The organism is Pseudomonas sp. ABFPK (assembly GCF_001586765.1).
In the GTDB taxonomy this organism is placed as follows: domain Bacteria; phylum Pseudomonadota; class Gammaproteobacteria; order Pseudomonadales; family Pseudomonadaceae; genus Aquipseudomonas; species Aquipseudomonas asiatica.
Genome location: NZ_LQXW01000012.1, coordinates 124,540 through 142,075 on the forward strand (window position 1 = coordinate 124,540; position 17,536 = coordinate 142,075).

The 17,536-nt window shown below is 61.5% G+C and carries 16 protein-coding genes; 14 read left to right on the top strand and 2 right to left on the bottom strand.

Annotation, left to right across the window (positions count from 1 at the left end; genetic code table 11):
- Positions 1–165: 165 nt before the first annotated feature.
- Entirely contained in the window at positions 166–1,848 is a 1,683-nt protein-coding gene (locus WM94_RS09765; RefSeq protein WP_082810544.1) for an electron transfer flavoprotein-ubiquinone oxidoreductase, read from the bottom strand.
- Between the two features lie 538 nt (positions 1,849–2,386).
- On the opposite strand from WM94_RS09765, the gene WM94_RS09770 reads away from it, so the two are divergent.
- The 9 genes from WM94_RS09770 to WM94_RS09810 all read left to right on the top strand — a co-directional run bounded on the left by WM94_RS09770 (position 2,387) and on the right by WM94_RS09810 (position 9,477).
- Positions 2,387–3,136: an electron transfer flavoprotein subunit beta/FixA family protein gene (locus tag WM94_RS09770; RefSeq protein WP_025339979.1), complete on the top strand. Its 750-nt coding sequence runs from the start codon at positions 2,387–2,389 to the stop codon at positions 3,134–3,136.
- The gene (locus tag WM94_RS09775; protein ID WP_013973453.1) at positions 3,137–4,066 is read left to right on the top strand and encodes an electron transfer flavoprotein subunit alpha/FixB family protein; all 930 of its coding nucleotides are present in this window, start codon (positions 3,137–3,139) and stop codon (positions 4,064–4,066) included.
- Between the two features lie 77 nt (positions 4,067–4,143).
- Positions 4,144–4,965, top strand: a complete 822-nt coding sequence (locus WM94_RS09780; protein ID WP_061551083.1) for an ABC transporter substrate-binding protein — start codon at positions 4,144–4,146, stop codon at positions 4,963–4,965.
- Between the two features lie 9 nt (positions 4,966–4,974).
- Positions 4,975–5,328: a DUF4398 domain-containing protein gene (locus WM94_RS09785; RefSeq protein WP_013973451.1), complete on the top strand. Its 354-nt coding sequence runs from the start codon at positions 4,975–4,977 to the stop codon at positions 5,326–5,328.
- Complete coding sequence (locus tag WM94_RS09790) at positions 5,325–6,137, top strand: OmpA family protein (RefSeq protein ID WP_015271099.1); 813 nt, start codon at positions 5,325–5,327, stop codon at positions 6,135–6,137. The genes WM94_RS09785 and WM94_RS09790 overlap by 4 nt, the downstream gene beginning before the upstream one ends.
- A gap of 336 nt (positions 6,138–6,473) precedes the next feature.
- Positions 6,474–7,916, top strand: coding sequence for a PLP-dependent aminotransferase family protein (locus WM94_RS09795; protein ID WP_013973449.1), 1,443 nt, complete (start codon positions 6,474–6,476; stop codon positions 7,914–7,916).
- Between the two features lie 63 nt (positions 7,917–7,979).
- Positions 7,980–8,453 (top strand): hypothetical protein, encoded by a 474-nt coding sequence (locus tag WM94_RS09800; protein ID WP_061551084.1) that lies wholly within the window; start codon positions 7,980–7,982, stop codon positions 8,451–8,453.
- 130 nt (positions 8,454–8,583) lie between these two features.
- Positions 8,584–8,838, top strand: coding sequence for a YkgJ family cysteine cluster protein (locus WM94_RS09805; RefSeq protein ID WP_023661894.1), 255 nt, complete (start codon positions 8,584–8,586; stop codon positions 8,836–8,838).
- Between the two features lie 33 nt (positions 8,839–8,871).
- Positions 8,872–9,477, top strand: a complete 606-nt coding sequence (locus tag WM94_RS09810) for an START domain-containing protein (RefSeq protein ID WP_061304243.1) — start codon at positions 8,872–8,874, stop codon at positions 9,475–9,477.
- Between the two features lie 68 nt (positions 9,478–9,545).
- Here WM94_RS09810 and gltA read toward each other — a convergent pair whose 3' ends face one another.
- A complete protein-coding gene (gltA, locus tag WM94_RS09815) occupies positions 9,546–10,835 on the bottom strand; it encodes a citrate synthase (RefSeq protein WP_013973445.1) in 1,290 nt (429 codons plus the stop codon).
- Positions 10,836–11,187: 352 nt separating this feature from the next.
- Between gltA and sdhC the strand changes: the two genes are divergently transcribed.
- The 5 genes from sdhC to WM94_RS09840 all read left to right on the top strand — a co-directional run bounded on the left by sdhC (position 11,188) and on the right by WM94_RS09840 (position 17,505).
- Positions 11,188–11,574: a succinate dehydrogenase, cytochrome b556 subunit gene (sdhC, locus tag WM94_RS09820; RefSeq protein WP_012315350.1), complete on the top strand. Its 387-nt coding sequence runs from the start codon at positions 11,188–11,190 to the stop codon at positions 11,572–11,574.
- Positions 11,568–11,936, top strand: a complete 369-nt coding sequence (sdhD, locus tag WM94_RS09825) for a succinate dehydrogenase, hydrophobic membrane anchor protein (protein WP_003254214.1) — start codon at positions 11,568–11,570, stop codon at positions 11,934–11,936. The genes sdhC and sdhD overlap by 7 nt, the downstream gene beginning before the upstream one ends.
- 3 nt (positions 11,937–11,939) lie before the next feature.
- A complete protein-coding gene (gene sdhA, locus WM94_RS09830) occupies positions 11,940–13,712 on the top strand; it encodes a succinate dehydrogenase flavoprotein subunit (RefSeq protein WP_013973442.1) in 1,773 nt (590 codons plus the stop codon).
- 11 nt (positions 13,713–13,723) lie between these two features.
- Positions 13,724–14,428: a succinate dehydrogenase iron-sulfur subunit gene (locus WM94_RS09835; protein ID WP_011534752.1), complete on the top strand. Its 705-nt coding sequence runs from the start codon at positions 13,724–13,726 to the stop codon at positions 14,426–14,428.
- A gap of 245 nt (positions 14,429–14,673) precedes the next feature.
- Complete coding sequence (locus WM94_RS09840; RefSeq protein ID WP_013973441.1) at positions 14,674–17,505, top strand: 2-oxoglutarate dehydrogenase E1 component; 2,832 nt, start codon at positions 14,674–14,676, stop codon at positions 17,503–17,505.
- Positions 17,506–17,536: the final 31 nt, after the last annotated feature.

Here is a 17,536-nt window from a genome sequence, read left to right on the forward strand (position 1 = left end):
CTGGCCTCATTGCCGGCAAGCCGGCTCCCACAGGGATAGCGCATGGATCGAGGTCGATGCGGTCGAGGTGGGAGCTGGCTGCCGGCGATGAGGCCGGTACAGGTAAAACAAAAAGCCCCCGGCTCGTGAGAACCGGGGGCTTTTTGTTACTGCAGGGCAGAGGCCTTACATGTTCGGGTAGTTCGGCCCGCCAGCGCCTTCAGGGGTGACCCAGGTGATGTTCTGGGCCGGGTCCTTGATGTCGCAGGTCTTGCAGTGCACGCAGTTCTGCGCGTTGATCTGGAAGCGCTTGTTGCCATCCTCCTGAGTGACCACTTCGTACACGCCCGCCGGGCAGTAGCGCTGGGCCGGCTCGTCGTACAGCGGCAGGTTGCTGGCGATCGGCACGTTCGGGTCGGTCAGCTTCAGGTGGCAGGGCTGTTCCTCTTCGTGGTTGGTGCTGGAGAGGAATACCGAGCTGAGCTTGTCGAAGCTGAGCTTGCCGTCCGGTTTCGGGTAATCGATCTTCTGCGACTCGGCCGCCAGCTTCAGGCAGGCGTAGTCCGGCTTGGTGTCGTGCAGGGTGAACGGCAGCTTGCCGCCGAACCAGTTCTGGTCCACATAGTTGAATGCCGCGCCCAGCAGCGGGCCGAACTTGTGCATGGCCGGGCCGAAGTTGCGGCTGGCGAACAGCTCCTCGTACAGCCAGCTGGCCTTGAAGGCGCTGACGTAGCCGTTGAGCTGGTCACCGCCTTCGCTGCCGGCGATCAGTGCATCAGCCACCGCTTCGGCGGCGAGCATGCCGGACTTCATTGCGGTGTGGCTGCCCTTGATCTTGGCGAAGTTCAGGGTACCCAGGTCGCAGCCGATCAGCGCGCCGCCGTTGAAGACCATTTTCGGCAGCGAGTTGAAGCCGCCCTTGCAGATGGCACGGGCACCGTAGCTGATGCGCTTGCCGCCTTCGAGGTATTGCGCCATCACCGGGTGGTGCTTGAGACGCTGGAACTCGTCGAACGGCGACAGGTAGGGGTTGGCGTAGGACAGGTCGACGATCAGGCCGACCACCACCTGGTTGTTTTCCAGGTGATAGAGGAACGAACCACCAGTGTTGTCCTTGGCCATGACGTCCAGCGGCCAGCCGGCAGTGTGCACCACCAGGCCCTGCTCGTGCTTGGCCGGGTCGATTTCCCAGATTTCCTTCAGGCCGATGCCGTAGTGCTGGACGTCGGCTTCGCTATCCAGGTTGAAGCGCTTGATCAGCTGCTTGCCGATGTGGCCACGGCAACCTTCGGCGAACAGGGTGTACTTGCCACGCAGCTCCATTCCAGGGGTGTACATGCCGTCTTTCGGGTTGCCTTCACGGTCCACACCCATGTCGCCGGTGACAATGCCGCGCACCACGCCGTTTTCATCGAACAGCGCTTCCTGGGCGGCGAAGCCCGGGTAGACTTCCACGCCCAGGTTCTCGGCCTGCTGGGCCAGCCAGCGGCACAGGTTGCCCAGGGAGATGATGTAGTTGCCCTGGTTGTGCATGGTCTTGGGCACGAACAGGTCAGGCACCTTGGTCGAACTGCCTGCATCCTTGAGTACGTAGATGTCGTCACGCTTCACTTCGGTGTTCAGCGGTGCGCCGAGCTCTTTCCAGTCGGGGAACAGCTCGTTCAGGGCACGGGGTTCGAACACCGCGCCGGAGAGGATGTGGGCGCCGACTTCAGAGCCTTTTTCCACCACGCAGACGCTGATTTCGCTACCGGCTTCGGCGGCCTTCTGCTTCAGTCGGCAGGCGGCGGACAGGCCCGCCGGGCCGGCGCCGACGATGACCACGTCGAATTCCATGTATTCGCGTTCCACTGGTTCTCTCCTACTCATCAAGGCTCGTGCTGTTGCTTTGTCTTATTGGGTGCGCGGGGCATTCGCAGCGGTTCTACGCAACGGCGGAACTGTAGCTGGGCAAATGACGGACTACACCGTTTTGTCTTGGCCGCGCATTATATCTACACCACTTGGCGGGTCCAATACAAACGTTTGTTTGAATTTGCCGCAGGCCAGTAAAATCACAGGAACGCGGCTGGAGGGTGACCGATTTGCCGTATTGACCGGATTGGGTGTTACGGTCAAGATACGAGCGGTTTTACGTTCGCCGTAGGCTTGCAGCCGGGCGCAGGTACACCTCTAAAGACCAGGTGTGGAGCAGGGTTTTGCGGCCTTTGGCCGGTTTGTAGTGGAGTTTACACGCCATGACAGAAAATGACCCGTGAGTATTTGTCGCAAGAGTCCGGACAAGACTGTTCGGTCACTGTGAAGTTACCGCCTCCCGGTACGTTTTTAGAGGTGCCCTTGTACCCACGCGCATCGCAGGGCTCTGCCCCTGGCGACTATCTATTCACCGGAGAGTAACGAGGAATCCATGAAGGTTCTTGTAGCTGTCAAACGAGTGGTCGACTACAACGTCAAGGTTCGCGTCAAGGCGGACAACTCCGGCGTCGACCTTGCTAACGTCAAGATGTCCATGAACCCCTTCTGCGAAATCGCCGTGGAAGAAGCCGTACGCCTGAAGGAAAAGGGCGTCGCGTCCGAGATCGTCGTCGTTTCCGTCGGCCCGACCACTGCCCAGGAGCAACTGCGTACTGCCCTGGCACTGGGTGCCGACCGTGCCATCCTGGTCGAAGCCGCTGACGAACTGAATTCCCTGGCCGTGGCCAAGGCGCTGAAAGCCGTTGTCGACAAAGAGCAGCCGCAGCTGGTCATCCTCGGCAAGCAGGCCATCGACAGTGACAACAACCAGACCGGCCAGATGCTGGCTGCGCTGACCGGCTTCGCCCAGGGCACCTTCGCCTCCAAGGTCGAAGTGGCTGGCGACAAGCTGAACGTCACCCGTGAAATCGACGGCGGCCTGCAGACCGTTGCACTGAACCTGCCAGCCATCGTCACTACCGACCTGCGCCTGAACGAACCGCGCTATGCGTCGCTGCCGAACATCATGAAGGCCAAGAAGAAGCCGCTGGAGACTGTTACTCCAGACGCGCTGGGCGTTTCCCTCGCCTCCACCAACAAGACCCTGAAGGTTGAAGCCCCGGCTGCCCGCAGCGCTGGCATCAAGGTCAAATCGGTGGCCGAACTGGTCGAGAAGCTGAAGAACGAAGCGAAGGTAATCTAAATGACTATCCTGGTTGTCGCTGAATACGAGAACGGTGCCGTAGCCCCGGCCACCTTGAACACTGTTGCTGCTGCCGCCAAGATCGGTGGTGATGTGCACGTGCTGGTCGCTGGCCAGAACGTGGGCGGCGTTGCCGAGTCCGCAGCCAAGATCGCTGGCGTGGCCAAGGTGCTGGTTGCCGATAACGCTGCCTACGCCCACGTCCTGCCAGAAAACGTTGCGCCGCTGATCGTCGAGCTGGCCAAGGGTTACAGCCACGTGCTGGCGCCGGCCACCACCAACGGCAAGAACATCCTGCCGCGCGTTGCCGCGCTGCTGGACGTGGACCAGATCTCCGAGATCATCTCGGTCGAGTCCGCCGACACCTTCAAGCGCCCGATCTATGCTGGTAACGCCATTGCCACCGTGCAATCGAGCGCTGCCATCAAGGTCATCACCGTGCGTACCACCGGCTTCGACGCCGTGGCCGCCGAAGGTGGTTCGGCTGCCATCGAAGCCGTTGGCGCTGCGCACAACGCCGGCATCTCGGCCTTCGTTGGCGAAGAGCTGGCCAAGTCCGACCGCCCAGAGCTGACCGCTGCCAAGATCGTCGTTTCCGGCGGCCGTGGCATGGGCAACGGTGACAACTTCAAGCACCTGTACAGCCTGGCCGACAAGCTCGGCGCTGCCGTCGGTGCTTCGCGCGCCGCGGTCGACGCCGGCTTCGTGCCGAACGACATGCAGGTCGGTCAGACCGGCAAGATCGTTGCGCCACAGCTGTACATCGCCGTCGGTATCTCCGGCGCGATCCAGCACCTGGCCGGCATGAAGGACTCCAAGGTGATCGTGGCGATCAACAAGGACGAAGAAGCGCCGATCTTCCAGGTAGCCGACTACGGCCTGGTCGCTGACCTGTTCGAAGCGGTTCCGGAGCTGGAAAAGCTGGTCTGATCCGCCTGCTTCACTTATAAAGAACCCGGCCCTTGTACAGGGGCCGGGTTTTTTTTGGTCTGTACAAGGAGTGAGCAATGGTGCTGCGTAAAGCAGGCGGGGTGCTGGCATGCCTGGCGGTGCTGGTTTCGCCGCTGGCCATGGCGGCGGGCAAGTGTGAACGCCTGGTGGCAACCGGCAGCCCTGATTCTCCGCCCTATTCATGGCAGGACCCCAATGACCCGAAACAACTGGTCGGCGCCAACGTCGACCTGCTGCGCCAGGTGGCTGGCGAGCTGGGTGTGAAAGTGGAGGTGCTGAGCGCCGGCCGTCGTGACCAGGCGCTGGAAGAAGTACGTAGCGGGCGGATGGACCTGCTGCTCGACACCCCCATGCAGGTGGAGCAACTGACCGCGCTGGACTACATCCATCCACCCCTGCAGCTCAACGAATACCTGGTGTGGACGCGCCACGACGCCACACTGGCCTTCGAGGGCCCGGCTGACCTGGCCCAGTACCAAGGCAGTTTGTCCGAGCGCGCTCGGCTGACCCCGGCCTTTACCGCTTTCGCCAAGGCCCAGCTGAAGCTGGTGCCGGCACAGAACCTGACCCAGGCATTCCAGAAGCTGGTGCTCGGCCAGGTGGATTATGTGCTCGCTGGCCGCTATTCGGGCATGGCCATGGCCCAAAGCCTGGGCATGAGCAATGACCTGATCGCCCGCGGCCTGCCGGTGGATCGGCCGGGCCTGTATCTGGCCCTGTCGCACAATTCGGCCTGCAATGACAGCTGGTTGCGTGGGCAACTGGCGAAAAAACTGACAGAATTGCCGATCTCCGGTGCGTCCGAGGCTGTGCTGCAACGTAATGTCGAGCGCTGGAAAGCGCAGTTGCAGGTGCCGTCGGACGCCCCCAAACACTAGGAAGATTGCGTGAGAACCCAACCACTAATCCTTGCCCTGGCCGTGCTCGGCCTGGCTGGCTGCGCCAACGATCCGGCCCCGAACGAGCAGATGCGCATCTCCGAACAGGCACTGGAGCAGGCCAGGGCCGTCGGTGCCACCGAGCAGGTCGATGCGCTCAAGCTGGCTGAAGACAAGCTGGCCAGGGCCAAGACCAACATGCTCACCGAAGACTACCGCGATGCGCGCATGCGTGCCGAGCAGGCCGAACTGGATGCGCGTCTGGCCGAGGCCCAGGTACTGAACCAGAAGAGCGAAGAGCAGCTGCAACTGCTGCAGTCGCGGGTCCAGCGCCTGCGCAAGCAGTTGGAGGTGCAGCCATGATCCGTCGCATGCCATTGGCCGCGCTGGCAGTGCTGGCGCTGGCGGCAGGTTTGCAAGGTTGCGCCAGCCAGCGCAGCAGCGCAGCGCTGGATGATGCCACTGCAGCTTTCCAGAAGGTCAAGGATGATTCCAATGTGCTGCGCAGCGCGCCGCGCGACGTGATTCGCGCAGGCGAGTCGCTGGCCCGTGCCGAGCGCCTGTCCAGCTACATCGGCACCGGTGCCGACGTGCGCCATTACGCCTACCTGAGCCAGCGCTACAGCGAAATTGCCAGTGAGCATGCCAAGCTGGCGTTGAACCAGGAGCGCCAGGCCAAGCTCGACCTGGAGCGCCAGCGCCTGCAGCTGGCCTTGCGCGAGGCCAAGCTGGCCAGTGTTCAGCAGCAGGGCAAGTGGGTCGAATCGCAGATCGCCGCGCTGGCCTCGGAGCAGGCCGACCGTGGTCTGGTGATGACCCTGGGGGACGTGCTGTTCGACACCGGCCGCGCCGACCTGAAGAACTCAGCCAGCCGTACCGTGCTCAAGCTGGTGCAGTTCCTCCAGCTCAACCCGCGCCGGGTGGTTCGGATCGAGGGCTATACCGACAGCACCGGCCCGGCCGAGGACAACCTGAAGCTGTCCCGTGACCGGGCGCAAGCCGTGGCCGACATGCTGGTAGACCTGGGTATCGACGAGAAGCGCCTGCAGGTCGAGGGGTATGGCGACCAGTACCCGATCGAGGCCAATGCCTCGGAGCGGGGCAGGGCGCAGAACCGTCGGGTGGAGATCGTGTTCTCCGATGACAAGGGCAAGCTGGCGCCAGCACGCTGAGTCTTTGAAATACCGGGGACCGCTCTGCGGTCCTTTCGCGACACAAGGCCGCTCCTACAGGCGTTGTGCATGCCTTGAGTTTGGCACTGCTCTTGTGGGAGCGGCTTTAGCCGCGAACACCGGCAAAGCCGGTGCCATCCACCGCGTCACCTGCTTCGCGGGTGAACCCGCTCCCACAGGGGCGGCGCACCCCCGGCAGTTTGTCGGCTTAATCGTTTCGATAGCTGTCACGCTATTGTATTGTCGACTATGTTGCATTCTGTTCCAGTACACTCTGCAACTGTTACGGTATCCTCTACCGTCACTGAGCCGTACAAGAATAACGAGTCTGCCGCCATGACCAACCTGCTGTTGTACCAGCGTATCGCCCAGCAACTGGCCGATGACATCCGTCGTGGTGTCTACCAGCCAGGCGAGCGGGTGCCCTCCGTGCGCAAGATGAGCGCCCAGCTCAATGTCAGCCATGCCACGGTGCTGCAGGCCTATGCCAATCTCGAGGACCAGGGGCTGATTCGTGCGCGGCCGCAGTCCGGCTACTACGTGCACCAGACCCCGGCCCTGACGGCGCAGACCCCGGACATCGCCCGCGTGGAGCGCCCCGGCCTGGTCACCCGCGCCAGTATCATCCAGCAGGTACTGACCGAGGCTCGCCGTGATGGCGTGTTCCCGTTCGGCGCCGCTGTGCCGCATGTCGACTACCTGCCGGTCCGTGCTTTACACCAGCAGATTGCCAAGGTGACACGCTTCCACAGCCCGCGTGCCTTCAGCTACATGTTCAGCCCCGGCTTCGAGCCGCTGCGCCGGCAGATCGCCATTCGCATGCGTGATGCCGGCGTACTGGTCGACCCGCGTGAAGTGATCGTGACCCATGGCTGTGTCGATGCGCTGCAGATGTCGCTGCGCGTGCTGACTCGTCCAGGCGACCTGATCGCGGCCGAATCGCCCACCTATTACGGTCTGCTGCAACTGGCCGACCTGCTGGGCCTTAAGGTGATCGAGATCCCCAGTGACCCGTCCACCGGCATCAGCCTCGAGGCGCTGCAACTGGCCGCCAACCAGTGGTCGATCAAGGCCCTGGTTCTGACCGCGCGCCTTAGTAACCCGCTGGGTGGCACTGTCCCGGAAGAGCGGCAGAAGCAGTTGCTGCGCCTGGCGTCGGACTTCGATATCCAGATCGTCGAGGATGACATCTATGGCGAGCTGATGTTCGAGCAAGGCAAGACCAAGGCGCTCAAGGCATTCGACCGCCTGGACCGAGTAATCTATTGCTCTAGTTTTTCCAAGACGCTGTCCCCTGGTGTTCGAGTTGGCTGGATGATTGCCGGGCGCTATCAGGACGAGATCCAGCGCCTGCAAACCTTCACCACTCACTCGGCCTGTAGCGTGACGCAGATGGGTGTGGCGGCCTACCTGGAGAATGGCGGCTACGACCGGCACCTGCGTTACATTCGCCAGGAGTACCGCAAGAACCTCAGTGCCTACCAGCTGGCGGTGCAGCAACACTTCCCCGAGGGTACCCAGATGACCCGGCCGACGGGCGGTTTCATCCTGTGGGTGAGCCTGCCGGGGCGGGTCAACACCCAGGAGCTGCATGTGCGTGCGCTGGAGCAGGGCATCAGTATTGCGCCGGGGCTGATCTTCAGTAACACCGAGCAATTCAACCACTGCATCCGCCTTAATTGCGGCATACCCTGGAACAAGGAAGCCGAGCGCGCGGTGATCACTCTCGGTTTGCTTGCCCAGCAATTGTGTCGGGAGCCAGCGGCGGCATTTTTATAGGCTTGCCACGCGCCTGTGGAACAGGGAGCATACGCACTTTTGCTGCCAGTCTGTCCATTTGCCATGAATGCTCTGCGCCGTTTTGCCCTGATCTTGTGCCTTGTACCGCTCTGCAGCCTGGCTGGTGTTGCCCAGGCTGCGCAGCCGGCAGGCCAGGCGCAGGCGGTCAAGCCGGTGCAGAAGGCCGCAGCCAGGCCAGCGCACAAACAATCAGCAAAAAAAGCCGGTAACAGCAAGGCCAGGCCGGCGCGCAAGCAGGTGAGCAAGGAGGTTGCCAAGCCGCTACCCAAGGCAAAGCTCGACCTCAGCCTGCCGGCCGAGATGGTCGATAACCTTGAGCCAGATGTGGGCAGCCTGTCGCCGATACAGCGTCGCAAACCTCTTCTGCCCCCCATGTTCACTGAAAAGCCGGAGACCAGCGACAGCCCGTTCCAGCTCAATGGCCGGTTGATCAGCAATGAAATGCAGCTGCAGCTACGCAATGACAGCCGTCGGGAAGTGGAAGGGGCGGCCATCGATTTCGAGTACCGCCAGTAGCTGGCGAACTGACTGCCGGGTCATGGCAGATTTCATCGTGCCAGTAATTTCAAACGCCTGTTTGAGCGGTTACTATCCAGGGACGTTCGTCCCGTTTTGTTCCAGGGAGTCCTTATTTTGGTGAATAGCCATGAACTGTCGTGAGGGCTGTGGTGCCTGCTGCATCGCCCCGTCCATCACCTCTGCGATGCCGCGCATGCCCAATGGCAAGCCGGCTGGCGAGCGCTGCCTGCACCTGACTGTCGACAACCTCTGCGACTTGTTCGGCAAGCCCGAACGGCCTGCGGTGTGTGGTGGTTTCAAGGCGGATGTCGAGGTGTGTGGCAGTGATCGTGATGAGGCCATAAGGATTCTCGGCTGGTGGGAACAGATAACGGCGGCGTGACAGGCTGGATCTTCGAAAACAAGGATAAACATGATGAGATCGTTCAAGCGTATTGCTCTGCTGTGTGGCATGGGTGTTCTGCTGTCGCCTGCGGCCTGGGCCGAAAACTGGCAGGTAGCCAAGGACGAGGAGGGGATCAAGGTTTCCCTCAGCGAAGTGGCTGGTTCCAAGTACAAGGCCTATCAAGGCGTTACCGTGATCAAGGCGCCGCTGGCCAAGGTGCAGGCCTTGCAAGAGGATGTGGTCGGGGCCTGTGCCTGGATTCACGAATGCAAGTTGCAGAAGTTGCTCAAGCACGAAGGTGACCAGAGCTGGACCTACACCCAGTTCAATACGCCATGGCCGGTGACGCCGCGGGACTCGGTGTTGCATGTGACTACTGTGAAGGAGGCTGATGGCAGCCTGGTGCGCAACCTGAAGGAAGAGCCGACCTATATCCCGGAAGAGAAGGGCTTTGTGCGGGTGGCGAAGGTCGAAGGCTTCTGGAAGCTGGTGCCCAAGGGCGACAGCACGGAAGTGACCTATCAGGTGCACACCGAACCGGGTGGCAGCGTGCCGGCGATGGTGGCCAACAAGTTCGTGGTGGATGCGCCGTTCAATACCCTGAAAGGGTTGCGGGAGCGGGCGGAGAAAAACTGAGGCATTGTGTCGAGCAGAAATAAAAAAGGCTGCCCGAGGGCAGCCTTTTTGCGTTCGGCTAGGGAAGCTTACTTGCGGTCCTGCAGCGCAACGATGTCGCGCTTCTGCTCGCCGGTGTACAGCTGGCGCGGGCGGCCGATCTTGTACGGGCTGGAGAGCATTTCTTTCCAGTGCGAGATCCAGCCCACGGTACGTGCCAGGGCGAAGATCACGGTGAACATGCTGGTCGGAATGCCGATTGCCTTGAGGATGATCCCCGAGTAGAAGTCGACGTTCGGGTACAGCGAGCGCTCGATGAAGTACGGATCGGTCAGGGCGATCTCTTCCAGGCGCATGGCCAGTTCCAGCTGCGGGTCGTTCTTGATGCCCAGCTCGCGCAGGACTTCGTCGCAGGTCTGCTTCATCACGGTGGCGCGCGGGTCGCGGTTTTTGTACACGCGGTGACCGAAGCCCATGAGCTTGAACGGGTCGTTCTTGTCCTTGGCCTTGGCGATGAACTTGTCGATGTTCGAGACATCGCCGATTTCATCGAGCATGGTCAGTACCGCTTCGTTCGCACCGCCATGGGCCGGGCCCCAGAGTGCGGCGATACCGGCGGCGATACAGGCGAACGGGTTGGCACCCGACGAACCGGCCAGACGAACGGTGGAAGTGGAGGCGTTCTGCTCGTGGTCGGCGTGGAGGATGAAGATCCGGTCCATCGCCTTGGCCAGCACCGGGCTGATCGGTTTGATCTCGCACGGGGTGTTGAACATCATGTGCAGGAAGTTTTCCGCGTACGACAGGTCGTTGCGCGGGTACATCATCGGCTGGCCCATGGAGTACTTGTAAACCATCGCGGCCAGGGTCGGCATCTTGGCGACCAGGCGCACCGCGGAAATCTCGCGGTGTTGCGGGTTATTGATGTCCAGGGAGTCGTGATAGAACGCCGACAGGGCGCCAACCACGCCGCACATCACCGCCATCGGGTGGGCGTCGCGGCGGAAGCCGTTGAAGAAGGACTTCAGCTGCTCGTGAACCATGGTGTGGTTCTTCACGGTGCTGACGAACTGGGCCTTCTGCTCGGCATTCGGCAGTTCGCCGTTGAGCAGCAGGTAGCAGGTTTCGAGGTAGTCGGACTTTTCGGCGAGCTGCTCGATCGGGTAGCCGCGGTGCAGCAGGATACCTTTGTCGCCGTCAATGTAGGTGATCTTCGACTCGCACGAGGCAGTCGCCATGAAACCAGGGTCGAAGGTGAAGTGACCAGTGGCCCCCAACCCGCGGACGTCGATTACATCAGGACCAACGGTGCCGGTTAAAATGGGCAGCTCGACGGGGGCAGCGCCCTCGATGACCAACTGCGCTTTTTTGTCAGCCATGTGGCCTCCTATTAATGCTTGAAATCATCAGACAGACCCCCCACGCAGGGCCCGCACCACTATAGAGGGATAAATTCAGATGTCAATTTGCCTAAAGGCTTGTTGAAACAGGCATTGAGGCCTGATTTTTCGCGATATTCTCGCCCATTTACGCCTTTTGTGCGCTAAAGGCAATGCGCTATTTGGGCTACCCCGTCACGTTGTCATAAGCAGCCTAACTGTCTATACTCGCAACCCGACCGCCAGGGGCTTGCAAGCCCGAACTGCTGGGGGTCGCCGTTCCCTGGGTGGTGGGTACCTGACCAGTACACTTACCAACAACTTTGCCCTGATTCGCTAGGGGCTCTTCAGTGTGAAAAAAGCCGTGAAAAGCCAACGACCTGTAAACCTAGACCTAAGGACCATCAAGCTCCCCGTCACTGCGTACACGTCCATCCTGCATCGTATCTCCGGCGTCATCCTGTTCCTCGGCCTTGCCATCATGCTTTATGCACTGGGCAAGTCGCTGGGTTCCGAGGAAGGCTTTGGTGAGGTGAAGGCGTGTCTGACCAGCCCGCTGGCCAAATTCGTGACCTGGGGCCTGCTGTCCGCCCTGCTTTATCACCTCGTGGCAGGTGTTCGTCACCTGATCATGGACATGGGCATCGGTGAGACGCTGGAAGGCGGCAAGCTGGGCTCGAAAATCGTGATCGTCATCTCCGTGGTGCTGATCGTTCTGGTGGGAGTTTGGGTATGGTAACCAATGTCACGAACCTGTCGCGTTCGGGCCTCTATGACTGGATGGCGCAGCGCGTTTCTGCGGTCGTTCTCGCGGCTTACTTCCTCTTCCTGATCGGCTACGTGGTCGCCCACCCAGGCATCGACTACACCCAGTGGCATGGTCTGTTCTCCAACAACGCGATGCGGATCTTCAGTCTGCTGGCCCTCGTTGCCCTGGGCGCTCACGCCTGGGTCGGCATGTGGACCATTGCGACCGACTACCTGACGCCTATGTCGTTCGGCAAGTCGGCTACTGCGATTCGTTTCCTGTTCCAGGCGGTATGCGGCGTTGCGATGTTCGCTTACTTCGTCTGGGGTGTGCAGATTCTCTGGGGTATCTGATCCATGGCTAGCATTCCAACCATTTCCTTCGACGCCATCATCATCGGTGGCGGCGGCGCCGGCATGCGCGCTGCGCTGCAGCTGGCTCAAGGCGGCCACAAGACTGCCGTGGTCACCAAGGTCTTCCCGACCCGTTCGCACACTGTATCCGCCCAGGGCGGCATCACCTGCGCCATCGCTTCGGCCGACCCGAACGACGACTGGCGCTGGCACATGTACGATACCGTCAAGGGCTCCGACTACATCGGTGACCAGGACGCTATCGAATACATGTGTCAGGAAGGCCCGGCTGCGGTCTTCGAGCTGGACCACATGGGCCTGCCGTTCTCGCGTACCGAAACCGGTCGCATCTACCAGCGTCCGTTCGGTGGCCAGTCCAAGGACTTCGGCAAGGGTGGCCAGGCTGCCCGTACCTGCGCCGCTTCCGACCGTACCGGTCACGCGCTGCTGCACACCCTGTACCAGGGCAACCTGAAAGCCGGCACCACCTTCCTCAACGAGTACTACGCAGTTGACCTGGTGAAGAACCAGGACGGCGCATTCGTTGGTGTGATCGCGATCTGCATCGAAACCGGCGAGACCCTGTACATCAAGTCCAAGGCCACCGTGCTGGCAACTGGCGGTGCCGGCCGTATCTACGCCTCCACCACCAACGCCCTGATCAACACCGGTGACGGCGTGGGCATGGCCCTGCGTGCCGGCGTGCCGGTGCAGGACATCGAAATGTGGCAGTTCCACCCGACCGGCATCGCCGGCGCCGGTGTACTGGTCACCGAAGGTTGCCGCGGTGAGGGTGGCTACCTGATCAACGCCCACGGCGAGCGCTTCATGGAGCGTTACGCGCCGAACGCAAAAGACCTGGCCGGCCGCGACGTGGTCGCCCGTTCCATGGTCAAGGAAATCATCGCCGGCAACGGCGTGGGCCCGAACAAGGACCACGTACTGCTGAAGCTGGATCACCTGGGCGAGGAAGTGCTGCACAGCCGCCTGCCAGGTATCTGCGAGCTGTCCAAGACCTTCGCCCACGTCGACCCTGTGGTCGCGCCGGTACCGGTCATCCCGACCTGCCACTACATGATGGGCGGCGTTGCCACCAACATTCATGGCCAGGCCATTACCATGGACGCCGAAGGCAACGACCACATCATCCCGGGCCTGTTCGCCGTAGGTGAAGTGGCGTGCGTATCTGTTCACGGTGCCAACCGCCTGGGTGGCAACTCGCTGCTCGACCTGGTGGTGTTCGGCCGTGCTGCCGGCCTGCACCTGGAGAAGGCGCTGACCGAAGGCGTGGAATACCGCGACGCCAGCGACACCGACGTCGATGTTGCCCTGAACCGCCTGAACAAGCTGAACGAGCGCACCACCGGTGAAGACGTTGCCAGCCTGAAGCGCGAGCTGCAGAGCTGCATGCAGAACTACTTCGGTGTATTCCGTACTGGCGAATACATGCAGAAGGGTATCGAGCAGCTGGCCGGTCTGCGTGACCGTATCGCCAACGTCAAGATCAACGACAAGTCCCAGGCCTTCAACACCGCGCGTATCGAAGCGCTGGAGCTGCAGAACCTGCTGGAAGTCGCCGAAGCTACCGCCATCGCGGCAGAAGCCCGTAAAGAGTCCCGCGGCGCTCACGCCCGTGAAGACTACGAAGACCGTGACGACGAAAACTGGCTGTGCCACACCCTGTACTACCCGGGTGAGAAGCGCGTCGCCAAGCGTGGCGTCAACTTTGCGCCGAAGACTGTTCCAGCCTTCGAACCAAAAGTCCGGACTTACTAAGGGTGGCCGCTATGTTGCAAGTCGAAGTTTATCGTTACAACCCGGACACCGATTCGGCGCCGAAAATGCAGACCTTCCAGGTCGATACCGGCGGCAAGGATCTGATGGTTCTGGACGTGCTGGCACTGATCAAGGAACAGGACGAAGGTTTCTCCTATCGTCGCTCGTGCCGTGAAGGCGTTTGCGGTTCCGATGGCATGAACATCAACGGCAAGAACGGCCTGGCCTGCATCACCCCGTTGTCGGCGGTGGTGAAGGGCAACAAGCTGATTCTGCGTCCGCTGCCGGGCCTGCCGGTCATTCGTGACCTGGTCGTCGACATGAGCATCTTCTACAAGCAGTACGAGAAGGTGAAGCCGTTCCTGCAGAACGACACCCCGGCACCGGCCATCGAGCGCCTGCAGTCGCCGGAAGACCGCGACAAGCTGGACGGCCTGTACGAGTGCATCCTGTGCGCTTGCTGCTCGACCTCCTGCCCGTCGTTCTGGTGGAACCCGGACAAGTTCCTGGGCCCCGCCGCACTGCTGCAGGCCTATCGCTTCCTGGCCGACAGCCGTGACACCAAGACCCAGGAGCGCCTGGCGTCCCTGGATGACCCGTTCAGCGTATTCCGCTGCCGCGGGATCATGAACTGCGTCAACGTTTGCCCGAAAGGTCTGAACCCGACCAAGGCAATCGGCCACGTACGTAACATGCTGCTGCAAAGCGGCACCTGATACAAAGAGTTGTACCTGCAGTAAGCCGAGGTGCGGGTGGTGAGCCCGCACTGAGGTAAAACCCGAACAAGGGCCCACAAAGCCTGCGTTCATTACCTATGAAGATATGAGACCAGCAGGGGCTTCCGGGCTGGTACCCGGAAAATCAGCAGGATCCAAGTGGCGTGGTTCAGTCGCTGTATTCGGACTTTTCCAGGTTTGCTGTGGCTCTCGCCGATCAGTCCCCTAACCGAGGGTGACCAAGCATGCAAGAAAGCGTGATGCAGCGCATGTGGGAAAGCGCCCACCTTTCAGGTGGTAACGCTGCATATGTGGAAGAGCTTTATGAGCTCTACCTGCACGACCCTAACGCTGTGCCAGAAGAGTGGCGCACCTACTTCCAGAAGTTGCCCGCCGACGGCAGCACCGCTACCGATGTATCGCACTCGACAATCCGCGACCATTTCGTACTGCTGGCAAAGAACCAGCGCCGCGCCCAACCGGTATCCGCCGGGAGCGTGAGCAGTGAACACGAGAAGAAGCAGGTTGAAGTTCTGCGACTGATCCAGGCCTATCGTATGCGCGGCCATCAGGCTGCCAAGCTCGACCCGTTGGGGTTGTGGCAGCGTCCTGCGCCCGTAGACCTGTCGATCAATCACTACGGCTTGACCAATGCCGATCTTGATACGACCTTCCGTGCCGGCGACCTGTTCATCGGCAAAGAGGAGGCGAGCCTACGCGAGATCTTCGAGGCGCTCCAGAAGACATATTGTCGCACCATTGGCGCCGAGTTCACCCATATCGTCGATTCCGAGCAGCGCAGCTGGTTCCAGCAGCGTCTGGAAAGCGTGCGCGGCCGTCCGGAGTTTTCCGCTGACGTGCAGGCCCACCTGCTCGAGCGCGTGACCGCCGGTGAAGGCCTTGAGAAATATCTGGGCACCAAGTACCCGGGCACCAAGCGTTTCGGCCTCGAGGGCGGCGAAAGCCTGATCCCGATGCTGGACGAGATGATCCAGCGCTCCGGTTCCTACGGCACCAAGGAAGTCGTGATCGGCATGGCCCACCGTGGCCGCCTGAACGTTCTGGTCAACACCTTCGGCAAGAACCCGCGCGAGCTGTTCGACGAGTTCGAAGGCAAGAAGATGAACGAGCTGGGCTCCGGTGACGTCAAGTACCACCAGGGCTTCTCCTCGAACGTGATGACCCCGGGTGGCGAAGTGCACCTGGCCATGGCGTTCAACCCGTCCCACCTGGAAATCGTCTCGCCAGTGGTCGAGGGTTCGGTGCGCGCCCGTCAGGACCGCCGCAACGACACCGTTGGCGACAAGGTACTGCCGATCTCGATCCACGGCGACGCAGCATTCGCCGGCCAGGGCGTGGTCATGGAAACCTTCCAGATGTCGCAGACCCGCGGTTTCAAGACCGGCGGCACCGTGCACATCGTGATCAACAACCAGGTTGGTTTCACCATCAGCAACCCGCTGGACGCGCGCTCCACCGAGTACGCCACCGACGTTGCCAAGATGATCCAGGCGCCGATCCTGCACGTGAACGGCGACGACCCGGAAGCCGTGCTGTTCGTGACCCAGCTGGCCATCGACTACCGCATGCAGTTCAAGCGTGACGTGGTCATCGACCTGGTCTGCTACCGCCGCCGCGGCCACAACGAGGCCGACGAGCCGAACGGCACCCAGCCTTTGATGTACCAGCAGATCAGCAAGCAGCGCACCACGCGTGAACTGTACGCTGAGGCACTGATCCAGGCCGGCCGCATCGATGCCGAGCGCGCCCAGGCCAAGATCGACGAGTACCGCAACGCGCTGGACAACGGCCTGCACGTGGTGAAGAGCCTGGTCAAGGAGCCGAACCGCGAGCTGTTCGTCGACTGGCGTCCATACCTGGGCCATGCCTGGACCGCGCGTCACGACACCCGCTTCGACCTCAAGACCCTGCAGGAACTGTCGGCCAAGCTGCTGGAGATCCCGGAAGGTTTCGTCGTCCAGCGCCAGGTCGCCAAGATCTACGAAGACCGCCAGAAGATGCAGGCCGGTGGCTTGCCGATCAACTGGGGTTATGCAGAGACCATGGCCTACGCCACCCTGCAGTTCGAAGGTCACCCGATCCGCATGACCGGCCAGGACATCGGCCGTGGCACCTTCTCGCACCGTCACGCGGTGCTGCACAACCAGAAGGACGCCAGCACCTACGTACCGCTGAAGAACCTGTTCCCGGGCCAGCCTCAGTTCGAACTGTACGACTCCTTCCTGTCGGAAGAAGCGGTACTGGCCTTCGAATACGGCTACTCGACCACCACGCCGAACGCGCTGGTGATCTGGGAAGCCCAGTTCGGTGACTTCGCCAACGGTGCGCAAGTAGTGATCGACCAGTTCATCACCAGCGGCGAGCACAAGTGGGGCCGTCTGTGCGGCCTGACCATGCTGCTGCCACACGGTTATGAAGGGCAGGGCCCGGAGCACTCCTCCGCGCGCCTGGAGCGTTACCTGCAGCTGTGCGCCGAGCACAACATCCAGGTCTGCGTACCGACCACCCCGGCCCAGATCTACCACCTGCTGCGTCGCCAGGTCATCCGTCCGCTGCGCAAGCCGCTGATCGTGCTGACGCCGAAGTCGCTGCTGCGCCACAAGCTGGCCATCTCGACCCTGGAAGACCTGGCAGAAGGCTCGTTCCAGACCGTGATCCCGGAAATCGACAGCCTCGATCCGGCCAAGGTCGAACGCCTGGTCCTGTGCGGCGGCAAGGTTTACTACGACCTGCTGGAAAAACGCCGTGCCGAAGGCCGCGAAGACATCGCCATCGTGCGTATCGAGCAGCTGTATCCGTTCCCTGAGGACGACCTGGTCGAAATCCTGGCGCCTTACACCAACCTCAAGCATGCGGTCTGGTGTCAGGAAGAGCCGATGAACCAGGGCGCCTGGTACAGCAGCCAGCACCACATGCGCCGTATCCTGGGCCGCCACAACAAGGCACTGGTCCTGGAATACGCCGGCCGCGACGCTTCCGCCGCGCCAGCCTGTGGTTACGCATCGAAGCACGCCGAACAGCAGGAAAAACTGCTGCAAGACGCCTTCACTGTTTAATGCCTTCGCGCACCTGAAACCGAATTTAAGG